Raw genomic sequence first — 16103 nt, 5'->3', positions numbered from 1 at the left:
TGTAGGAGCTGCCGCAGGCTGCGATCTTTTGATTTTGCTTCGGATTCAAAAAAACAGGATCAAAAGATCGCAGCCTGCGGCAGCTCCTACAGGGGAGCAGCGTAAATTGCCTGAGCGGTTATGTTTGACCGAAGGCTTGTGTCATGATGATCCGACCGCAGGTTAGTCGTCCTTCTCTTATATGAATAGATCTTCCGCGTTGCTCCTTGCTTTTGTCTTCCTCAGCGGCTGCCAGGCCATGGCACCCGTTTCGCCGGACGGTACCCCGCCGGTCGAAGACACCGCGTCCACGCCTGAAAAACCCAAGGTTTACAGCTCGTTCAGCGAGGAAACCGTTTTCAGCCTGCTGAGCGCCGAACTCGCCGGCCAGCGCAATCGTTTCGACATTGCCCTGGATAACTACGTGACCCAGGCGATCAACACCCAGGATCCGGGCGTTTCCGAGCGCGCGTTCCGCATCGCCGAATACCTCGGTGCCGACCAGCCTGCGCTGGACACCGCACTGATCTGGGCAAAAAACGCTCCTGACGACCTCGAAGCGCAACGCGCCGCCGCCGTACAACTGGCCCGCGCCGGGCGTTACGACGACTCCATGGTCTATATGGAGAAAGTCCTGCAAGGCAAGGGTGACACCCATTTCGACTTCCTCGCCCTGTCGGCGGCCGATACCGATCAGGAAACCCGCAACGGCCTGATGAAAAGTTTCGACCGTCTGTTGCAGCGCCACCCGAAGAACAGCCAGCTGATTTTCGGCAAGGCCCTGCTGCTGCAACAGGACGGCGACAATAAGGCCGCCCTGACCCTGCTCGAAGACAACCCGCCGGAAGAAGGCGAGATCGCGCCGATCCTGCTGCGCGCGCGTCTGCTGCAAACCATGAATCGTGGCGACGAAGCCCTGCCGCTGTTGCAGAAAAGCATCAAGAAATACCCGGACGACAAGCGTCTGCGCCTGACTTATGCGCGCACGCTGGTCGAACAGGACCGGATGGACGACGCCAAGGTCGAGTTCTCCACCCTGGTTCAGCAATACCCCGAAGACGATGAACTGCGTTATTCGCTGGCATTGGTATGCCTGGAAGCCAAGGCCTGGGACGAGGCCAAGGGTTATCTGGAAGACCTGATCGCCCGTGAAAGCCATGTCGACTCGGCGCACCTGAACCTCGGCCGCATCGCTGAAGAGCGCAACGACCCGCAGGGCGCGCTGATCGAATACGCCCAGGTCGGCCCGGGCAACGATTATCTGCCGGCGCAACTGCGTCAGGCCGATATCCTGATGAACAACGGCAAGACCGCCGAAGCCCAGAGCAAACTGGCCGCCGAACGTGATGCCCAGCCGGATTACGCGATCCAGCTGTATCTGATCGAATCCGAAACCCTGTCGGCCAACAAACAGGACGACAAGGCCTGGAAGACGCTGGACAAAGCCTTGCAGCAATACCCGGACGATCTGAATCTGCTCTACACCCGCGCCATGCTTGCGGAAAAACGCAATGATCTGGCACAGATGGAAAAAGACCTGCGCCTGATCATCAAGCGCGACCCGGACAACGCCATGGCGCTCAATGCGCTGGGCTACACCCTGTCCGATCGCACCACCCGCTACGCTGAAGCCAAAGCGCTGATCGAACAGGCGCACCAGATCAACCCGGAAGACCCGGCGGTACTCGACAGCCTCGGCTGGGTGAATTTCCGCATGGGCAATCTGGACGACGCCGAGAAATATCTGCGTCAGGCGCTTGAGCGTTTCCCGGACCACGAAGTCGCCGCGCACCTGGGCGAAGTTCTGTGGGTCAAGGGCAACCAGCGCGAAGCCAAACAGGTCTGGGGCAAGTACCTCAAAGATCAGCCCGACAGCACCATCCTGCGCAGCACCATCAAGCGCCTGACCGGATCCGAGACTCTTTAACTCATGTTTTTGCGCCACGTTATTGTTTTCAGCTTCATCGCCTTGCTCGCCGGTTGCGCGGGCTTCGGCGCTCGCGAATCGGTCGAGGGCCACGGCAGTCCGGCTCAGTGGGCCGCGAACAAACAACAGCTGACCGGCCTCGACGGCTGGCAGATCGACGGCAAGATCGGCATTCGCGCGCCGAAAGACTCCGGCAGCGGCACGCTGTTCTGGCTGCAACGCCAGGACTACTACGACATTCGCCTGTCCGGCCCGCTGGGTCGTGGCGCGGCACGTCTGACCGGGCGCCCGGGCAAGGTCTCGCTGGAAGTCGCCAATCAGGGCCGTTATGACGCCGAGTCGCCGGAAGCGCTGCTCGAAGAGCAACTCGGCTGGAAGCTGCCGGTGTCGAATCTGGCCTGGTGGGTCCGTGGCCTGCCGGCACCAGAAAGCAAAAGCCGTCTGACCCTGGATAACGACAGTCGCCTGGCCAATCTGGAACAGGACGGCTGGAAGGTCGAATACCTCAGCTACGCCGAGCAAAACGGTTACTGGCTGCCCGAGCGAATCAAGCTGCACGGCACCGATCTGGACGTGACGCTGGTGATCAAGACCTGGCAACCGCGTAAATTGGGGCAATAAAGCATGACCGCTCCACGTTTGACGCTGCCCTCGCCGGCCAAGCTCAACCTGATGCTGCACATTCTCGGTCGCCGGGCAGACGGCTATCACGAACTGCAGACGTTGTTTCAGTTTGTCGATTACGGCGACGAAATCACCTTCGCCGTGCGCGATGACGGCGTGATTCAGTTGCACACCGAATTCGCCGGCGTGCCCCACGACAGCAACCTGATCGTGCGCGCGGCAAAAATGCTGCAGCAACAATCCGGCTGCTCGCTCGGTATCGATATCTGGATTGATAAAGTTCTGCCCATGGGCGGCGGCATCGGTGGCGGCAGCTCGAATGCCGCGACCACCCTGCTCGGCCTCAATCACTTGTGGCAACTGGGCTGGGATGAAGATCGCCTCGCGGCATTGGGCCTGTCGCTCGGCGCTGACGTACCGGTTTTCGTCCGTGGCCACGCAGCATTTGCCGAGGGTGTGGGCGAGAAACTGACCCCGGTCGACCCCGAAGAACCGTGGTATCTGGTGCTCGTGCCGCAAGTCTCTGTAAGTACGGCAGAAATTTTTTCCGATCCTTTGTTGACACGTAACACGCCGCCCATTAAAGTGCGCCCCGTTCCCGAGGGAAACAGTCGAAATGACTGCTTGCCGGTGGTTGCAAGGCGTTATCCAGAAGTACGTAACGCATTGGATTTGTTAGGTAAATTCACCGAAGCAAAACTCACCGGAACTGGAAGTTGTGTGTTTGGGGGCTTCCCAAGCAAAGCTGAAGCTGATAAAGTCTCGGCCCTTCTGACAGAGACCCTTACAGGGTTTGTAGCGAAAGGAAGCAACGTTTCGATGTTGCATCGCAAGCTGCGAAGTCTGCTCTAAAAGGAATCAAGTGCCAGGCACTTGAAGCAACAGATACAGGGGCGTCGCCAAGCGGTAAGGCAGCAGGTTTTGATCCTGCCATGCGTTGGTTCGAATCCAGCCGCCCCTGCCATTTTCTATACTCATCCAGGTTACCCTCAGCCTCTAGGTACTGCGCGTGTCCAAGATGATGGTCTTTACGGGGAATGCTAACCCCGATCTGGCTCGGCGTGTTGTACGTCAGCTGCATATCCCTCTCGGTGACATCTCTGTCGGTAAATTCTCCGACGGCGAAATTACTGCCGAGATCAATGAAAACGTTCGCGGTAAAGACGTTTTCATTATTCAGCCGACTTGCGCTCCGACCAACGATAACCTGATGGAACTGGTAGTGATGGCTGATGCCTTCCGCCGCTCCTCGGCTACTCGTATTACTGCTGTTATTCCTTATTTTGGTTATGCCCGTCAGGATCGCCGTCCGCGTTCCGCACGTGTGGCTATCAGCGCGAAAGTCGTTGCTGACATGCTTACCGTAGTCGGCATCGACCGTGTTCTCACGGTTGATCTGCATGCTGACCAGATTCAGGGCTTCTTCGATATTCCGGTAGATAACATCTACGGCTCCCCGGTTCTGGTGGATGACATTGAAGATCAGCGCTTCGAAAACCTGATGATCGTGTCCCCGGACATTGGTGGCGTCGTGCGTGCACGGGCTGTTGCCAAATCCCTGGGCGTGGATCTCGGGATCATCGACAAACGCCGTGAGAAAGCCAATCACTCTGAAGTGATGCATATCATCGGTGATGTCGAAGGGCGCACCTGCATTCTGGTCGATGACATGGTCGATACCGCCGGCACTCTGTGCCACGCGGCCAAGGCCCTGAAAGAGCATGGCGCAGCCAAGGTCTTTGCCTACTGCACACACCCTGTGCTGTCGGGTCGGGCCATCGAGAATATCGAAAATTCCGTGCTGGACGAGCTGGTGGTGACTAACACCATCCCGCTGTCCGCTGCAGCACAAGCCTGTGCACGTATCCGTCAACTGGATATCGCACCGGTTGTTGCCGAAGCGGTTCGCCGCATCAGCAATGAAGAATCGATCAGCGCGATGTTCCGTTAAGGGCCCTGCCCTTCTCGAAATGTCTCGTTGACGAAAAGCGCCCCGCCCCGGCATACCTGTCGGGGCGGGGCTTTTTTGCCCATACCGTGTTTGGCGCTGGTCGCAAACGCCACTCGGTCATGGCTATTTTGGAGATACAAAATGAACGATTTTACTCTGAATGCTGAAGTGCGTTCCGACCTGGGGAAAGGTGCGAGCCGCCGCCTGCGTCGTCTCGCCGCCCTGGTTCCAGCTGTTGTTTACGGTGGCGACAAAGCCCCTGAATCCATCAGCATGCTGGCCAAAGAAGTTGCCAAACTGCTCGAAAACGAAGCGGCTTACAGCCACATCATCGAGCTGAACGTTGGTGGCAAGAAACAAAACGTCGTCATCAAAGCTCTGCAACGTCACCCGGCCAAAGGCCACGTGATGCACGCTGACTTCGTACGCGTTGTCGCTGGCCAGAAACTGACCGCTATCGTTCCTGTGCACTTCATCAACGAAGCTGCTCCAGTGAAGAAAGGCGGCGAAATCTCGCACGTTGTTGCCGAGATCGAAGTTTCCTGCCTGCCAAAAGACCTGCCTGAGTTCATCGAAGTCGACCTGGCTAACGCTGAAATCGGCACCATCGTTCACCTGTCGGACCTCAAAGCTCCTAAAGGTGTCGAGTTCGTTGCTCTGGCACACGGCGATGACAAGGCAGTAGCCAACGTCCACGCTCCACGTGTTGCTCCAGAAGCTACCGAAGAAGGCGCAGCAGAGTAATTTCACTCTGTTCGTCGGAGTGAGTGAAACATCGCGGACTGGAACGTAGCGAGAAAGCGGGCGGGAACGCGGAGTTTACATTCATGGTAAATGAGCAATTTTCGTCCACTTTCGCCGCCTTCACTGATCGCGGCGATGTTAACCACCACTCCAAGGAAGGGCCCCTATCGTGACTGCCATCAAACTGATCGTTGGCCTGGGTAATCCAGGCGCTGAATACGAACAGACCCGGCATAACGCAGGGGCCCTTTTTGTTGAGCGCATCGCTGCCGCGCAAGGTGTGAACCTTGTGGCCGATCGCAAATATTTCGGCCTGACCGGACGCTACTCGCATCAGGGTCAGGATGTTCGTCTGCTGATTCCCACCACCTACATGAACCGCAGCGGCCAGGCCGTGGCGGCATTAGCCGGTTTCTTCCGCATCAAGCCTGAAGAAATCCTGGTGGCGCACGACGAACTCGACCTGCCTCCGGGCGTCGCCAAGCTCAAGCAGGGCGGCGGCCATGGCGGTCACAACGGGTTGCGCGACATCATTGCGCAACTGGGCAATCAGAATACTTTCTACCGCCTGCGGCTTGGCATCGGCCACCCGGGCGTCGCCAGTATGGTTTCAAATTTCGTCCTGGGTCGTGCGCCACGCGCCGAACAGGAAAAACTCGATGCCAGCATCGACTTTGCCCTCGGCGTGCTGCCGGATATCCTCGCCGGTGAATGGAACCGCGCGATGAAAAACCTGCACAGCCAGAAGGCCTGACTCTAATCCGAGGGGAAACACCATGGGATTCAATTGCGGCATCGTCGGCCTGCCTAACGTCGGCAAGTCCACCCTGTTCAACGCCCTGACCAAATCCGGTATCGCGGCCGAGAACTTCCCCTTCTGCACCATCGAGCCGAACAGCGGCATCGTGCCGATGCCGGATCCACGTCTGGAAGCCCTGGCGGCCATCGTCAATCCGAAGCGCATCCTGCCGACCACCATGGAATTCGTCGACATCGCAGGCCTGGTGGCCGGCGCCTCGAAAGGTGAAGGTCTGGGCAACAAGTTCCTGGCCAACATCCGCGAAACCGACGCCATCGCTCATGTGGTGCGCTGCTTCGAAGACGACAACGTGATCCACGTGTCCAACAGCGTCGACCCGAAACGCGACATCGAAATCATCGACCTGGAACTGATCTTCGCCGACCTCGACAGCTGCGAAAAGCAACTGCAGAAAGTCGCGCGCAATGCCAAGGGCGGTGACAAGGACGCAGTCGTTCAGAAAGCTTTGCTGGAGCAACTGATCGCGCACTTCACCGAAGCCAAGCCTGCACGTAGCCTGATGAAGAACATGAGCGCGGACGAGAAGGCCGTGATCAAGGGCTTCCACCTGCTGACCACCAAACCGGTCATGTACATCGCCAACGTCGCTGAAGACGGTTTCGAGAACAACCCGCACCTGGACGTGGTCAAGGCCATCGCCGAAGAAGAAGGCGCCATGGTCGTTCCGGTCTGCAACAAGATCGAAGCGGAAATCGCCGAGCTGGATGACGGCGAAGAAAAAGACATGTTCCTCGAGGCCCTGGGCCTGGAAGAGCCTGGCCTGAACCGCGTGATCCGCGCCGGCTACGAAATGCTCCACCTGCAGACCTACTTCACCGCCGGTGTCGAAGAAGTCCGCGCCTGGACCGTCAAAGTCGGTGCCACCGCACCACAAGCTGCTGGCGTGATCCACACCGACTTCGAAAAAGGCTTCATCCGCGCCGAAGTCATCGCCTACAACGACTTCATCCAGTACAAGGGCGAAGCCGGTACCAAGGAAGCCGGTAAATGGCGCCTGGAAGGCAAGGACTACATCGTCAAAGACGGTGACGTGATGCACTTCCGCTTCAACGTCTAAGCGTTACGCCCAAGAAAAAGCCGCGTTTGATACGCGGCTTTTTTGTGCCTGAAATAATCTCCGTTACACCACCCATCCCCTGTAGGAGTGAGCCTGCTCGCGATAGCGGTGTGTCAGATGAAGTTACGTCAACTGACACACCGCTATCGCGAGCAGGCTCACTCCTACAGTTTAAACGGTATGGGTCAGGCCTTTTTGGTGCGCGGCAGGAAGATCGCCAGCACGCCAAACAACGGCAAAAACGAACACAGGAAGTACACGTACTCAATCCCGTGTATATCCGCCAGATGCCCCAGCAACGCCGCACCAATCCCGCCGAAACCAAACATCAAGCCGAAGAACACCCCGGCAATCATCCCGACGTTACCCGGCACCAGTTCCTGCGCATACACCACAATCGCCGAGAACGCCGAGGCGAGAATGAAGCCGATCACCACACTGAGGACAGTGGTCCAGAACAGATCGACGTGCGGCATCAGCAAGGTAAACGGCGCCACGCCAAGGATCGAGAACCAGATCACCGCCTTACGCCCGATCTTGTCGCCGATCGGCCCGCCGAAGAACGTCCCCGCCGCCACCGCACCGAGAAACAGGAACAGATGCAGTTGCGAGCTGGCCACCGACAGGTCGAATTTCTCGATCAGGTAGAAGGTGAAATAGCTGGTGAGGCTGGCCATGTAGAAATACTTGGAGAACACCAGCAGGCCGAGCACCACGAGCGCACTGATCACCCTGCCCTTCGACAATCCGTGAGTCGCCGCTTGGCCAGCCTTGAGCTTGAACAGGTTGAGGTGATGGGCATACCAGCGGCTGATGCGATACAGCACGAACAACGCAAACACCGCGAACAATCCAAACCACGCCACGTTGCCCTGACCGAACGGAATGATGATCGCCGCCGCCAGCAACGGGCCGAACGCGGAACCGGCGTTACCACCGACCTGGAAGGTCGATTGCGCCAGACCAAAGCGTCCACCGGAGGCCAGCCGGGCAATCCGCGAAGCCTCGGGGTGGAACGTCGAGGAACCGATCCCGATCAGCGCCGCCGCCAGCAGAATCAATGGAAAACTGCCGACCACCGACATCATCACGATGCCAATCAGCGTGCAGATCGAACCTGCCGGCAACAGCCACGGTTTCGGATGGCGGTCAGTGTGATAACCGACCCACGGCTGCAGCAGCGATGCGGTCAGCTGGAAGGTCAAGGTGATCAGCCCGACCTGGGTGAAGCTCAAGCCATAGTTGGCTTTAAGCATCGGGTAGATCGACGGCAGCACCGACTGAATCAGGTCGTTGATCAAATGCGCCAGCGCCACCGCGCCGATGATACGCATCACCAGTGGGCTGCTTTGTGGAGCAGCGGGCGCCGAGGCAGCGGCGGTCTGAGCGTTGCTGATAGCCATGAAAGTTTCCGTACAGCAGATGGGTGCACGCGGGCAGGTGCGCCAATGTGCCATTTTTCGGTGCGCCAACGCCATCCCCTTAGCCAGCTAACTAACCAACCGAACGACCCAATCCTGTAGGAGCTGCCGAAGGCTCGGGCCGCGATCGGACGATCTTTTGATTTTGTTTTTAAAGGGCAAGATCAAAAGATCGCAGCCTGCGGCAGCTCCTACAGGGAGAAGGGTGATAGCGCAACGCCATGGTCTGAATCTTGCCTTGCTTCTCCCCTCGAACGCGGCGGCCTTACAAAGGCTGCCGAGAATGGGAAGTTTCGCTACAGAGCCGGCCTACAGAGCGGGCAAGAGTGAACTTTCGAGGCCTTTTAGCAGGGCACGACATCCGGGTTGCACGACCGCGATGCACGCCATCGGTGCGTGGTGTCCAGAGGAGTCATGAGGCATGCAGGCTTTCCTTTCACCGGGGATCAAATTGCTGGGGCGGTTTGGATTCGCACGTAAATTCCAGCTGTTGTTTCTGCTGTTTATTCTGCCGTTGGCCGGCAGTCTGTTGATGATCGGCCAGGACTATCGCGACAGGCTCAACCTGATTTCCGGTGAACGTGCCGGGGTGCGCCAATTGCTCAGCCTCGATGCGCTGGACAACCTGCTCGCCGCCCAACGCGACCGCGCCGCCCGTTGGCGCGCCACCGAAACCAATCGCCAGCCAACCCCGGCCACCCTCGCCGCCATGGCTGCATTTGACGCCGTGCAACCGGCCGTCCAGCAAGCCACCAGCGATTTGGGCAACGCCCTGAACAAGGAAGGCGCCGAAGGCGAAACCCTCGCCCGCTATCAAGCCCTGCAAATCAGGCTCGGCGGTCTGGATTCGAAAAGCCTGAGCAGCGTCGGCTGGTGGCCGGACGGTTACGATCGCTTCACCAACGCCCTCAGCGCCCTGCAAGCCTTGCGCGAGCAGATCGTCATGGACAACCGCCTGACCCTCGCGCCGTGGCTGGAAACCTATCTGCTGACACAGATCTCCACGCAGCACGCGCCGGACCTGATCGAGCGCGTAGGTCGTCTGGCGGCGGTCGGTCAGGCCTCGGTGGTCTCGGGCCAATTCACCCTGCAAAGCCGCTTGCAGCTGCGTGACTTGCGTGGCCGCATCGGCGATGCCCGCGAGCAACTCGTGAAAACCGCCGGCCTGCTCGAAGCGCGTCTGCCGAGCGATCTGCAAACCTGGGCCGGTCAGTACCACGACAGTCTCAAACGCCTCGATGCCGGCCTGAAGGTGCTGGATGACGGCGTGTTCGGCGGCAGTATTAGCCTCAAGCCTGAAGACTTCGAACGCAGCCTCGACGCCCTGCTGAGCGATCTTGCGTCGTTGCGCCAGCAATCGCTGCTGTCGCTGGATCAGCGCCTGGACGCCTACCACGCTTCGGCGATTCGCCAATTCATCGTGGTCGCGGCGATCTTCGGTTGCCTGCTGCTGGCGGCGCTGTACCTGTTCGTCTGCCTGCAGGCTTCGATACGCCGCAGCGCCAGCGGCATTACCCTGCTCGCCGAAGCCCTGCGCGACGGCAATCTCAGCCTGCAAGTGCCGGTGGTGGGCCGCGATGAGCTGGCGGCGATCAGTACCGCGCTCAACGTCGCGGTGGTGCAACTGCGCGCGAGCATGCTCGGGGTCGATCACGAAACCTCGCAACTGAGCCACGCGGTGCGCAGCCTCAACGATCATTCCAGCGGCGCGCTGAGCGAAGTCGAAGCGCAGCAGTTGCAGATCAGCCAGATCGCCGCCGCTGCCACGCAACTGGCCGCCACGTCGCAAGGTGTGGCGCAGAGCTGCGAACAGGCCTCCGGCAGCGCCCAGCACACCCGGCGCATCGCCGCTGACAGCAGCCGTGACAGCCAGCGCACCACGGCGAGCATTCAGCAACTCAACCAACGCCTGAACGACACCGCCGCCGCGCTCGGTCGAGTCAGCGAACAAGGCCAGCAGATTCAATTGGTGGTCGACACCATTCGTGGCGTCGCCGAGCAGACCAACCTGCTGGCGCTCAACGCTGCGATCGAGGCGGCACGCGCTGGCGAACAGGGACGCGGATTTGCCGTGGTCGCCGATGAAGTGCGCAGCCTGTCGCAACGCACGCAATCGTCCACTGCGCAGATTGCCGGCACCGTCGACAGCTTACGCGCCACGGTCAACGAAGCGGTGAGCCTGATGGAAGCCGCCTGCGGCCAGGCGCAATCGGATGCCGCAGCCGTGACCGGTCTCGGTGAACGTCTCGGCGAAATCGCCAGCGCCGTACAAAATGTCACCGACACCCTGGCGCAGATCGCCACTGCCGTGGAAGAACAGGCGAGCACCGCCGATGAGGTCAGCGGCAATATCCAGCAGGTCGATCAGGCGGCGGTGCGCTTGCTCGAAGGCGCCCGAGCAGTGAACCTGGCGGCGGACACCTTGAGCCAGGGCAGCAAGGCCCTGAGTGACAACACTGCTCGCTTTCGCCTCAGTTGATTCGCGCCTCGGGGAAGTCCGCTTCCAGCTCGGTCTTCAGCCACTGAATAAACCACGCCGCATCCGCCGACAGTTCGGCGGACGGCGTGAGCACCCGATAGCTTTCCAGCTTCACCTGCGCGTCCACCGCGCGCACCAGTTTGCCGGACTTGAGTTCCTCGCGAACCAGCACTTCATTGGCCAGAGCGATGCCCTGCCCGCTCTCGGCCACCGACAGTGCGTGATCGTTGTTGACGTAGAGCATGTCGGAATTGAGGTGAATATCCAGCTCGTGGGCGGCGAACCACAGGTTCCACCATTCGCCGTCATCGACGTGGATCAGCTCATGCCGAACCAGATCGGCCGGGCCGGCCACAGGCCCGATGCTGGCGAGGTATTGCGGGGTGCAGATCGGAAACACGCGCGGACAGATCAGCGCTTCACGGGAGTCGGCGTATTGCCCGTCGAGGCCGTAGACGATGCCCAGATCGGCGCTCTTGCCGTCGACTTCGGTGAAGGTCGAATTCGGCTCGATGGCGAACTTCAAACCCGGCCGCAAATGGCGCATCGCTTCGATGCGCGGCATCAGCCAGCGCTTGGCGAACCCCGGCACCACCATGATCCGCAACCAGCGCTCGGCCTCTTTGGGCTGCGCTTCCTTGCCGGCCTCGATGATCAACTGCAGGGCGGCGGCGATCTTGCGGTGATACTTCTCCCCCGCCGACGTCAGGTTGACCCCGCGCGAGGTACGCTCGAACAACTGAATGCCCAGCCACTCCTCCAGCAACTTCACATGCCGACCAATCGCTGGCTGGGTCACGTGCAGAGCTTTCGAGGCTTCGACATAACTGCCCAAGCGCGCGGCGGCATCGAACGCACGCACCGCGTTGAGCGGCGGCAAACGGTGGTCGGGCATGATTCCTGGCACCTTTGGCTGTTAAATTAACTAACAGCTGCCATGTTTAAATTGAAGTGTCGCCCCGCGCAACCCCTGGCTGATAATCGAGCCACAGCAGAACAAAAAAATAGCTGGTTTCACCCCGTACGCAATCTCGATCCTGCCCAGAAAAATAATATCCATGGCCCGACGACGTCGCTGATTCGCAGCGCAATCGCAGGCGATGGGGGAATCGGAGGTAACGCATGAATGCCCTGCATTCGCTGCAAACACTGGCGGTGTCGATCCGCTCGGTGCGCAAGGTTTACGGTGACCCGAACACCGGTCCGGTGGCGTTGAAAAACGTCGACCTGGACATTCGCGACAACGAATTCTTCACCCTGCTCGGCCCTTCCGGCTGCGGCAAAACTACCCTGCTAAGAATGATCGCCGGCTTCGAGTTTCCCACCGAAGGCGAGATTCTGCTGTACGGCGAAAACATCGCTGATCGCCCGCCGTTCCAGCGCCCGGTCAACACAGTGTTCCAGCATTACGCATTGTTCCCGCACATGACCATCGCCGAGAACCTGGCCTTCGGCCTCGAATCGCATCCAATGGGCAAGGTGCTGAACAAAACGCAAGTCGCCGAGCGCGTGCGCGAGATGCTCGCGCTGGTGCAGATGGAACGCTTCGCCAATCGCAAACCGGCGCAGCTGTCCGGCGGCCAGCAACAACGTGTGGCGCTGGCCCGTGCGTTGGCACCGCACCCGAAAGTCCTGCTGCTGGATGAGCCACTGTCGGCCCTCGATCTGAAGCTGCGCCAGGCCATGCGCGAAGAGCTGAAAACCATTCAGGCCAAGACCGGCATCACCTTCATCTTCGTCACCCACGACCAGGAAGAAGCGCTGACCATGTCCGACCGCATCGCCGTGTTGTCCGAAGGCGAAGTGCAGCAGGTCGGCCGCCCGGAAGACATCTACGAACGGCCGCGCAATCGCTTCGTCGCCGACTTCATCGGCGAGACCAACTTCATCCAGGGCACGGTGACGAAGATCGAGGACGGCCAAGCCTGGTTCGCCGGGCCGGCCGGGCATCCGCTGCCGGCGCAAGCGTGCAGCGACGTGGCAGTCGGCGCCAGCGTGACCTTGTCGGTACGTCCCGAGCGCCTGCACCTGGTGCCCGCCGCGACCGAAGCCGCGCTGCCGTGCCGGATCGAAGCGCAGATCTACCTCGGCACCGATCTGCAATATCAGGTCTGCCTCAGCGACGGGTCGCGCCTCACCGTGCGCACACCCAACTGCGTCGACCAGAGCCTGCGCTTTGCGGTCGGCAGTCAGGCCGGTCTGTTGTTCGACCGCGCAAGCGCCAGCGTCCTGCACGATTGAGCCCGAGGAATTGCCATGCACGCCTTACCGATTGCCAACACGCTGGAACGCCGCAAGGCCTTCCAGAGCTTCCTCGGAGTCAGCCCGGCACTGCTCGCCATCGGCCTGTTTCTGCTGGTGCCGATCCTGATCGTCATCGGCTATTCGCTGATGGAAGCCAACCCCTACGGCGGGGTCAATAAAGTCTTCAGCACTGACGCTTACACATCGTTGCTGTTCGAACGGCAAATGGACGACAGCCTCGCGTTCGCCGACTCCTACCTGATCATCGCCCTGCGCTCGATCGGCATCGCCGGACTGACCACGATCATCACCCTGTTGATCGGGTTTCCGGTCGCCGTGTGGCTGGCGATGCAACCGGCACACCGGCGTGGCCTGCTGATCTTTCTGATCACCGTGCCGTTCTGGGCCAACCTGCTGATCCGCACCTACGCGTGGATTCTGCTGCTGCGCAACACCGGGGTGATCAACAACAGCCTGATGGGCATGGGTGTCATCCATGAGCCGTTGCAGTTGTTGTACACCGACGGCGCGGTGCTGCTGGGGCTGGTTTATACCTATGCACCGTTCGTGGTGTTGCCGATCTACGCGACGCTGGAAAAGATGGATATCCGTCTGCTCGAAGCCGCTCAGGATCTGTATGCCGGCCGCGTGCGCACCTTGCGCAAAGTGGTGTTGCCGATCGCCAGACCGGGAATTCTCGCCGGCGCCATCCTCACGTTCGTGCCATGCCTGGGCGCGATGATCGCCCCGGAACTGCTCGGCGGCGGCACGCGGATGATGCTTGGCAACCTGATCTTCCGGCAGTTCAGCGATGCGCGTAACTGGCCGTTCGGCGCCGCGCTGTCGCTGGTGCTGATGGCCGCCGTAATGCTGGTGCTGACCGTGTATGCCCTGCGCGCCGAGCGCCAGCGCATCGCCAAGGGAGGTGCGTGATGCTCGCGCTATTCAAACGCAAAGGGCTGGGCGTGCAGGACTTTCCCGGCTTCGGTGGTTTCAGTTTGCTGTTCTATCTGTACCTGTACGCGCCGATCGTGGTGCTGGTGGTGTTCTCGTTCAACGCCAATCAGTCAGCGACGGTGTGGACCGGCTTCAGCCTCGACTGGTATCGCGCCGCGTTCGCCAATCAGGCCCTGCGCCAGGCCGCTGGCAACAGCCTGTTGATCGCGGTCTGCGCGAGCATGATCGCCACGGCGATTGCTACCCTCGCCGCCCTCGGCACTTCACGCGGAGCGAAGTTCAAGGGCCTGCAACTGTCGATGGGCGCGATCATGTTGCCGCTGGTGCTGCCGGAAATTGTCGTCGGTGTGGCGACGCTCGCACTGTTCTCGACCATTGGCCTGTCGCTGGGTTACGGCAATCTGATCATCGCGCACACGGTGTTCTGCATTCCGTTTGCCTACCTGCCGATCCGTGCGCGCCTCAACGACATGGATCTGTCGCTGGAGCAAGCCTCGGCCGACCTCTACGCCGGCCCGTGGCGGACCTTTCGCAAAGTGACCTTGCCGCTGCTGATGCCAGGGATTTTCTCCGGGTTGATGCTGGCCTTCATCGTCTCGCTGGATAACTTCGTGATCTCGATGATGGTCTCCCAGGCCGGCACCACGACCCTGCCGATCTTCATCTTCGGCCTGCTGCGCATGGGCGTGACACCCGACGTCAATGCCGTCTCGACCCTGATCCTCGGCGTCTCGGTGTTGTTTGTCAGCCTCTCTTACCTGCTGGGCAAAAAGCCCGCCTGAACCTTCTACGAACCGTGGGGAAATAGCATGAGCAAGTGGATGAAAAACGTCGGCACTGCGTTGTTCCTGACTGTGCCGCTGGTCATGACCGGCAGCGTTCAGGCCGCAGAAAAACTCAATGTGGTGAGCTGGAGCGGTTACTTCTCGCCGGAGATTCTCGCCAAGTTCCAGAAGCAGACGGGCATCGAAGTCACCGTCGATTCCTACGATTCCAACGAGACCCTGCTGGCCAAACTGAAACAGGGTGGCACCGGGTATGACGTGGCGATTCCGTCACACCAGTTCATCCCGATCCTGATCAAGGAAAACCTGCTGGAGCGTTTCGATCCGGTCAAGGAGCCGTACTATGCCAGCGTTGTGGATAACCTGAAAAAACCGAGCTGGGACCCGGAAGGCGCGTATTCGGTGCCGTTCATCTGGGGCACCACCAGCGTGGTCCTCGACAGTGCGCGCTACAAAGGCCCGGTCGACAGCTACAAGGTTTTGTACGAGCCGCCAGCCGAGTTGCAGGGGCGGATCAACATGTTCGATTCGGTCAGCGACATGGTCGACATGGCCAGCCTGTACCTGAACATTCCGTTGTGCAGCGAAGACCCGAAACAGATGCAGCAAGTGCTGACGCTGCTCAAGGCGCAGAAGCCGTTCGTGAAGACCTACAGCTCCAAGGCCGGCTCGATCCGCGAGAACCTCGCCTCGGGTGAAATCGACATGTCGATGTTCTGGGGCGGCTCATCGATGCGTGCCCGCGAAATGAAACCGAGCCTGAAATACCTGTACCCGAAAGAAGGCGTGCTGGCCTGGGTCGACAACATGGTCATCCCCACCGGCAGCAAGAATCCGGCGAATGCCAAGGCGTTCATCGCCTTCCTCAGCCAGCCGGAAAACTCGGCGATGACCCAGAACTTCCTCAAGCACCAGAGCCCGATCAAAGGCGTCGAACCGTTCCTCGACGCGGCGCTCAAGGATGCGCCGGAGCTGCACATTCCCGAGGGTACCCACGTGGTGTTCAGCAAGACCTGCGGCGAAGGCGCGATCCGTCTCGCTGACCGTCTCTGGACCAACCTGATGCGTTGATCCCTGCCCGCCCCGGCATGCGGCCGGGGCGTTTCTCCAGTCGT

At 60.1% G+C, this 16103-nt stretch carries 14 protein-coding genes and 1 tRNA gene; 13 read left to right on the top strand and 2 right to left on the bottom strand.

The features are described from left to right. The first annotated feature begins 181 nt into the window (after positions 1–181). The 8 genes from ACU680_RS00215 (at position 182) to ychF (ending at position 7102) form a co-directional block, all read left to right on the top strand. Positions 182–1906 (top strand): tetratricopeptide repeat protein, encoded by a 1725-nt coding sequence (locus tag ACU680_RS00215; RefSeq protein WP_448178365.1) that lies wholly within the window; start codon positions 182–184, stop codon positions 1904–1906. Positions 1907–1909: 3 nt separating this feature from the next. Beyond that, positions 1910–2527 carry a lipoprotein insertase outer membrane protein LolB gene (gene lolB, locus ACU680_RS00210; RefSeq protein WP_285419444.1) on the top strand — a complete coding sequence of 206 codons (618 nt, stop codon included), beginning with the start codon at positions 1910–1912 and terminating at the stop codon, positions 2525–2527. A 3-nt stretch (positions 2528–2530) separates the two neighbouring features. Next, positions 2531–3382 (top strand): 4-(cytidine 5'-diphospho)-2-C-methyl-D-erythritol kinase, encoded by an 852-nt coding sequence (gene ispE / locus ACU680_RS00205; RefSeq protein WP_448178364.1) that lies wholly within the window; start codon positions 2531–2533, stop codon positions 3380–3382. Positions 3383–3419: 37 nt separating this feature from the next. After that, positions 3420–3494: transfer RNA gene (locus ACU680_RS00200), tRNA-Gln, on the top strand. Positions 3495–3539: 45 nt separating this feature from the next. Next, entirely contained in the window at positions 3540–4481 is a 942-nt protein-coding gene (locus ACU680_RS00195) for a ribose-phosphate pyrophosphokinase (protein ID WP_003171603.1), read from the top strand. Between the two features lie 141 nt (positions 4482–4622). Beyond that, a complete protein-coding gene (locus ACU680_RS00190; RefSeq protein WP_007967646.1) occupies positions 4623–5225 on the top strand; it encodes a 50S ribosomal protein L25/general stress protein Ctc in 603 nt (200 codons plus the stop codon). Between the two features lie 169 nt (positions 5226–5394). Then, positions 5395–5979, top strand: coding sequence for an aminoacyl-tRNA hydrolase (gene pth, locus ACU680_RS00185; RefSeq protein WP_003228164.1), 585 nt, complete (start codon positions 5395–5397; stop codon positions 5977–5979). A 22-nt stretch (positions 5980–6001) separates the two neighbouring features. Next, the gene (gene ychF / locus ACU680_RS00180) at positions 6002–7102 is read left to right on the top strand and encodes a redox-regulated ATPase YchF (protein ID WP_103306068.1); all 1101 of its coding nucleotides are present in this window, start codon (positions 6002–6004) and stop codon (positions 7100–7102) included. Between the two features lie 185 nt (positions 7103–7287). On the opposite strand, the gene ACU680_RS00175 is transcribed toward ychF, so the two are convergent. Further along, complete coding sequence (locus ACU680_RS00175) at positions 7288–8505, bottom strand: MFS transporter (protein ID WP_448178363.1); 1218 nt, start codon at positions 8503–8505, stop codon at positions 7288–7290. A 439-nt stretch (positions 8506–8944) separates the two neighbouring features. Between ACU680_RS00175 and ACU680_RS00170 the strand changes: the two genes are divergently transcribed. Continuing rightward, entirely contained in the window at positions 8945–11002 is a 2058-nt protein-coding gene (locus ACU680_RS00170) for a methyl-accepting chemotaxis protein (protein WP_448178362.1), read from the top strand. Here ACU680_RS00170 and ACU680_RS00165 read toward each other — a convergent pair. After that, positions 10995–11897 (bottom strand): LysR substrate-binding domain-containing protein, encoded by a 903-nt coding sequence (locus tag ACU680_RS00165; protein WP_448178361.1) that lies wholly within the window; start codon positions 11895–11897, stop codon positions 10995–10997. The genes ACU680_RS00170 and ACU680_RS00165 overlap by 8 nt on opposite strands. A 227-nt stretch (positions 11898–12124) precedes the next feature. Here ACU680_RS00165 and ACU680_RS00160 point away from each other — a divergent pair, with 227 nt between their 5' ends. From ACU680_RS00160 to ACU680_RS00145, 4 genes are read left to right on the top strand one after another with little or no spacing between them, the layout of a single operon-like run. Further along, complete coding sequence (locus tag ACU680_RS00160) at positions 12125–13243, top strand: ABC transporter ATP-binding protein (RefSeq protein ID WP_448178360.1); 1119 nt, start codon at positions 12125–12127, stop codon at positions 13241–13243. Positions 13244–13258: 15 nt separating this feature from the next. Further along, on the top strand, positions 13259–14179 hold the full coding sequence (locus tag ACU680_RS00155) for an ABC transporter permease (RefSeq protein WP_448178359.1): 921 nt from the start codon (positions 13259–13261) through the stop codon (positions 14177–14179). Next, a complete protein-coding gene (locus ACU680_RS00150; RefSeq protein ID WP_448178358.1) occupies positions 14179–14985 on the top strand; it encodes an ABC transporter permease in 807 nt (268 codons plus the stop codon). The genes ACU680_RS00155 and ACU680_RS00150 overlap by 1 nt, the downstream gene beginning before the upstream one ends. Before the next feature lie 39 nt (positions 14986–15024). Continuing rightward, positions 15025–16059, top strand: coding sequence for an ABC transporter substrate-binding protein (locus ACU680_RS00145; RefSeq protein ID WP_448178709.1), 1035 nt, complete (start codon positions 15025–15027; stop codon positions 16057–16059). The last annotated feature ends 44 nt before the right edge of the window (positions 16060–16103 follow it).

This window comes from Pseudomonas sp. LF020 (genome assembly GCF_053456425.1).
This window is presented reverse-complemented; position numbering and strand designations above follow the sequence as displayed.

Excerpts from the sequence above, each read along its gene's own strand:
- ACU680_RS00165 (WP_448178361.1), bottom strand. The coding sequence starts at position 11,897 with ATGCCCGACCACCGTTTGCCGCCGCTCAACGCGGTGCGTGCGTTCGAT.
- ACU680_RS00155 (WP_448178359.1), top strand. The coding sequence starts at position 13,259 with ATGCACGCCTTACCGATTGCCAACACGCTGGAACGCCGCAAGGCCTTC.
- ACU680_RS00150 (WP_448178358.1), top strand. The coding sequence starts at position 14,179 with ATGCTCGCGCTATTCAAACGCAAAGGGCTGGGCGTGCAGGACTTTCCC.
- ispE (WP_448178364.1), top strand. The coding sequence starts at position 2,531 with ATGACCGCTCCACGTTTGACGCTGCCCTCGCCGGCCAAGCTCAACCTG.
- ACU680_RS00170 (WP_448178362.1), top strand. The coding sequence starts at position 8,945 with ATGCAGGCTTTCCTTTCACCGGGGATCAAATTGCTGGGGCGGTTTGGA.
- lolB (WP_285419444.1), top strand. The coding sequence starts at position 1,910 with ATGTTTTTGCGCCACGTTATTGTTTTCAGCTTCATCGCCTTGCTCGCC.
- ychF (WP_103306068.1), top strand. The coding sequence starts at position 6,002 with ATGGGATTCAATTGCGGCATCGTCGGCCTGCCTAACGTCGGCAAGTCC.
- ACU680_RS00160 (WP_448178360.1), top strand. The coding sequence starts at position 12,125 with ATGAATGCCCTGCATTCGCTGCAAACACTGGCGGTGTCGATCCGCTCG.
- ACU680_RS00175 (WP_448178363.1), bottom strand. The coding sequence starts at position 8,505 with ATGGCTATCAGCAACGCTCAGACCGCCGCTGCCTCGGCGCCCGCTGCT.
- ACU680_RS00190 (WP_007967646.1), top strand. The coding sequence starts at position 4,623 with ATGAACGATTTTACTCTGAATGCTGAAGTGCGTTCCGACCTGGGGAAA.
- ACU680_RS00215 (WP_448178365.1), top strand. The coding sequence starts at position 182 with ATGAATAGATCTTCCGCGTTGCTCCTTGCTTTTGTCTTCCTCAGCGGC.
- ACU680_RS00145 (WP_448178709.1), top strand. The coding sequence starts at position 15,025 with ATGAAAAACGTCGGCACTGCGTTGTTCCTGACTGTGCCGCTGGTCATG.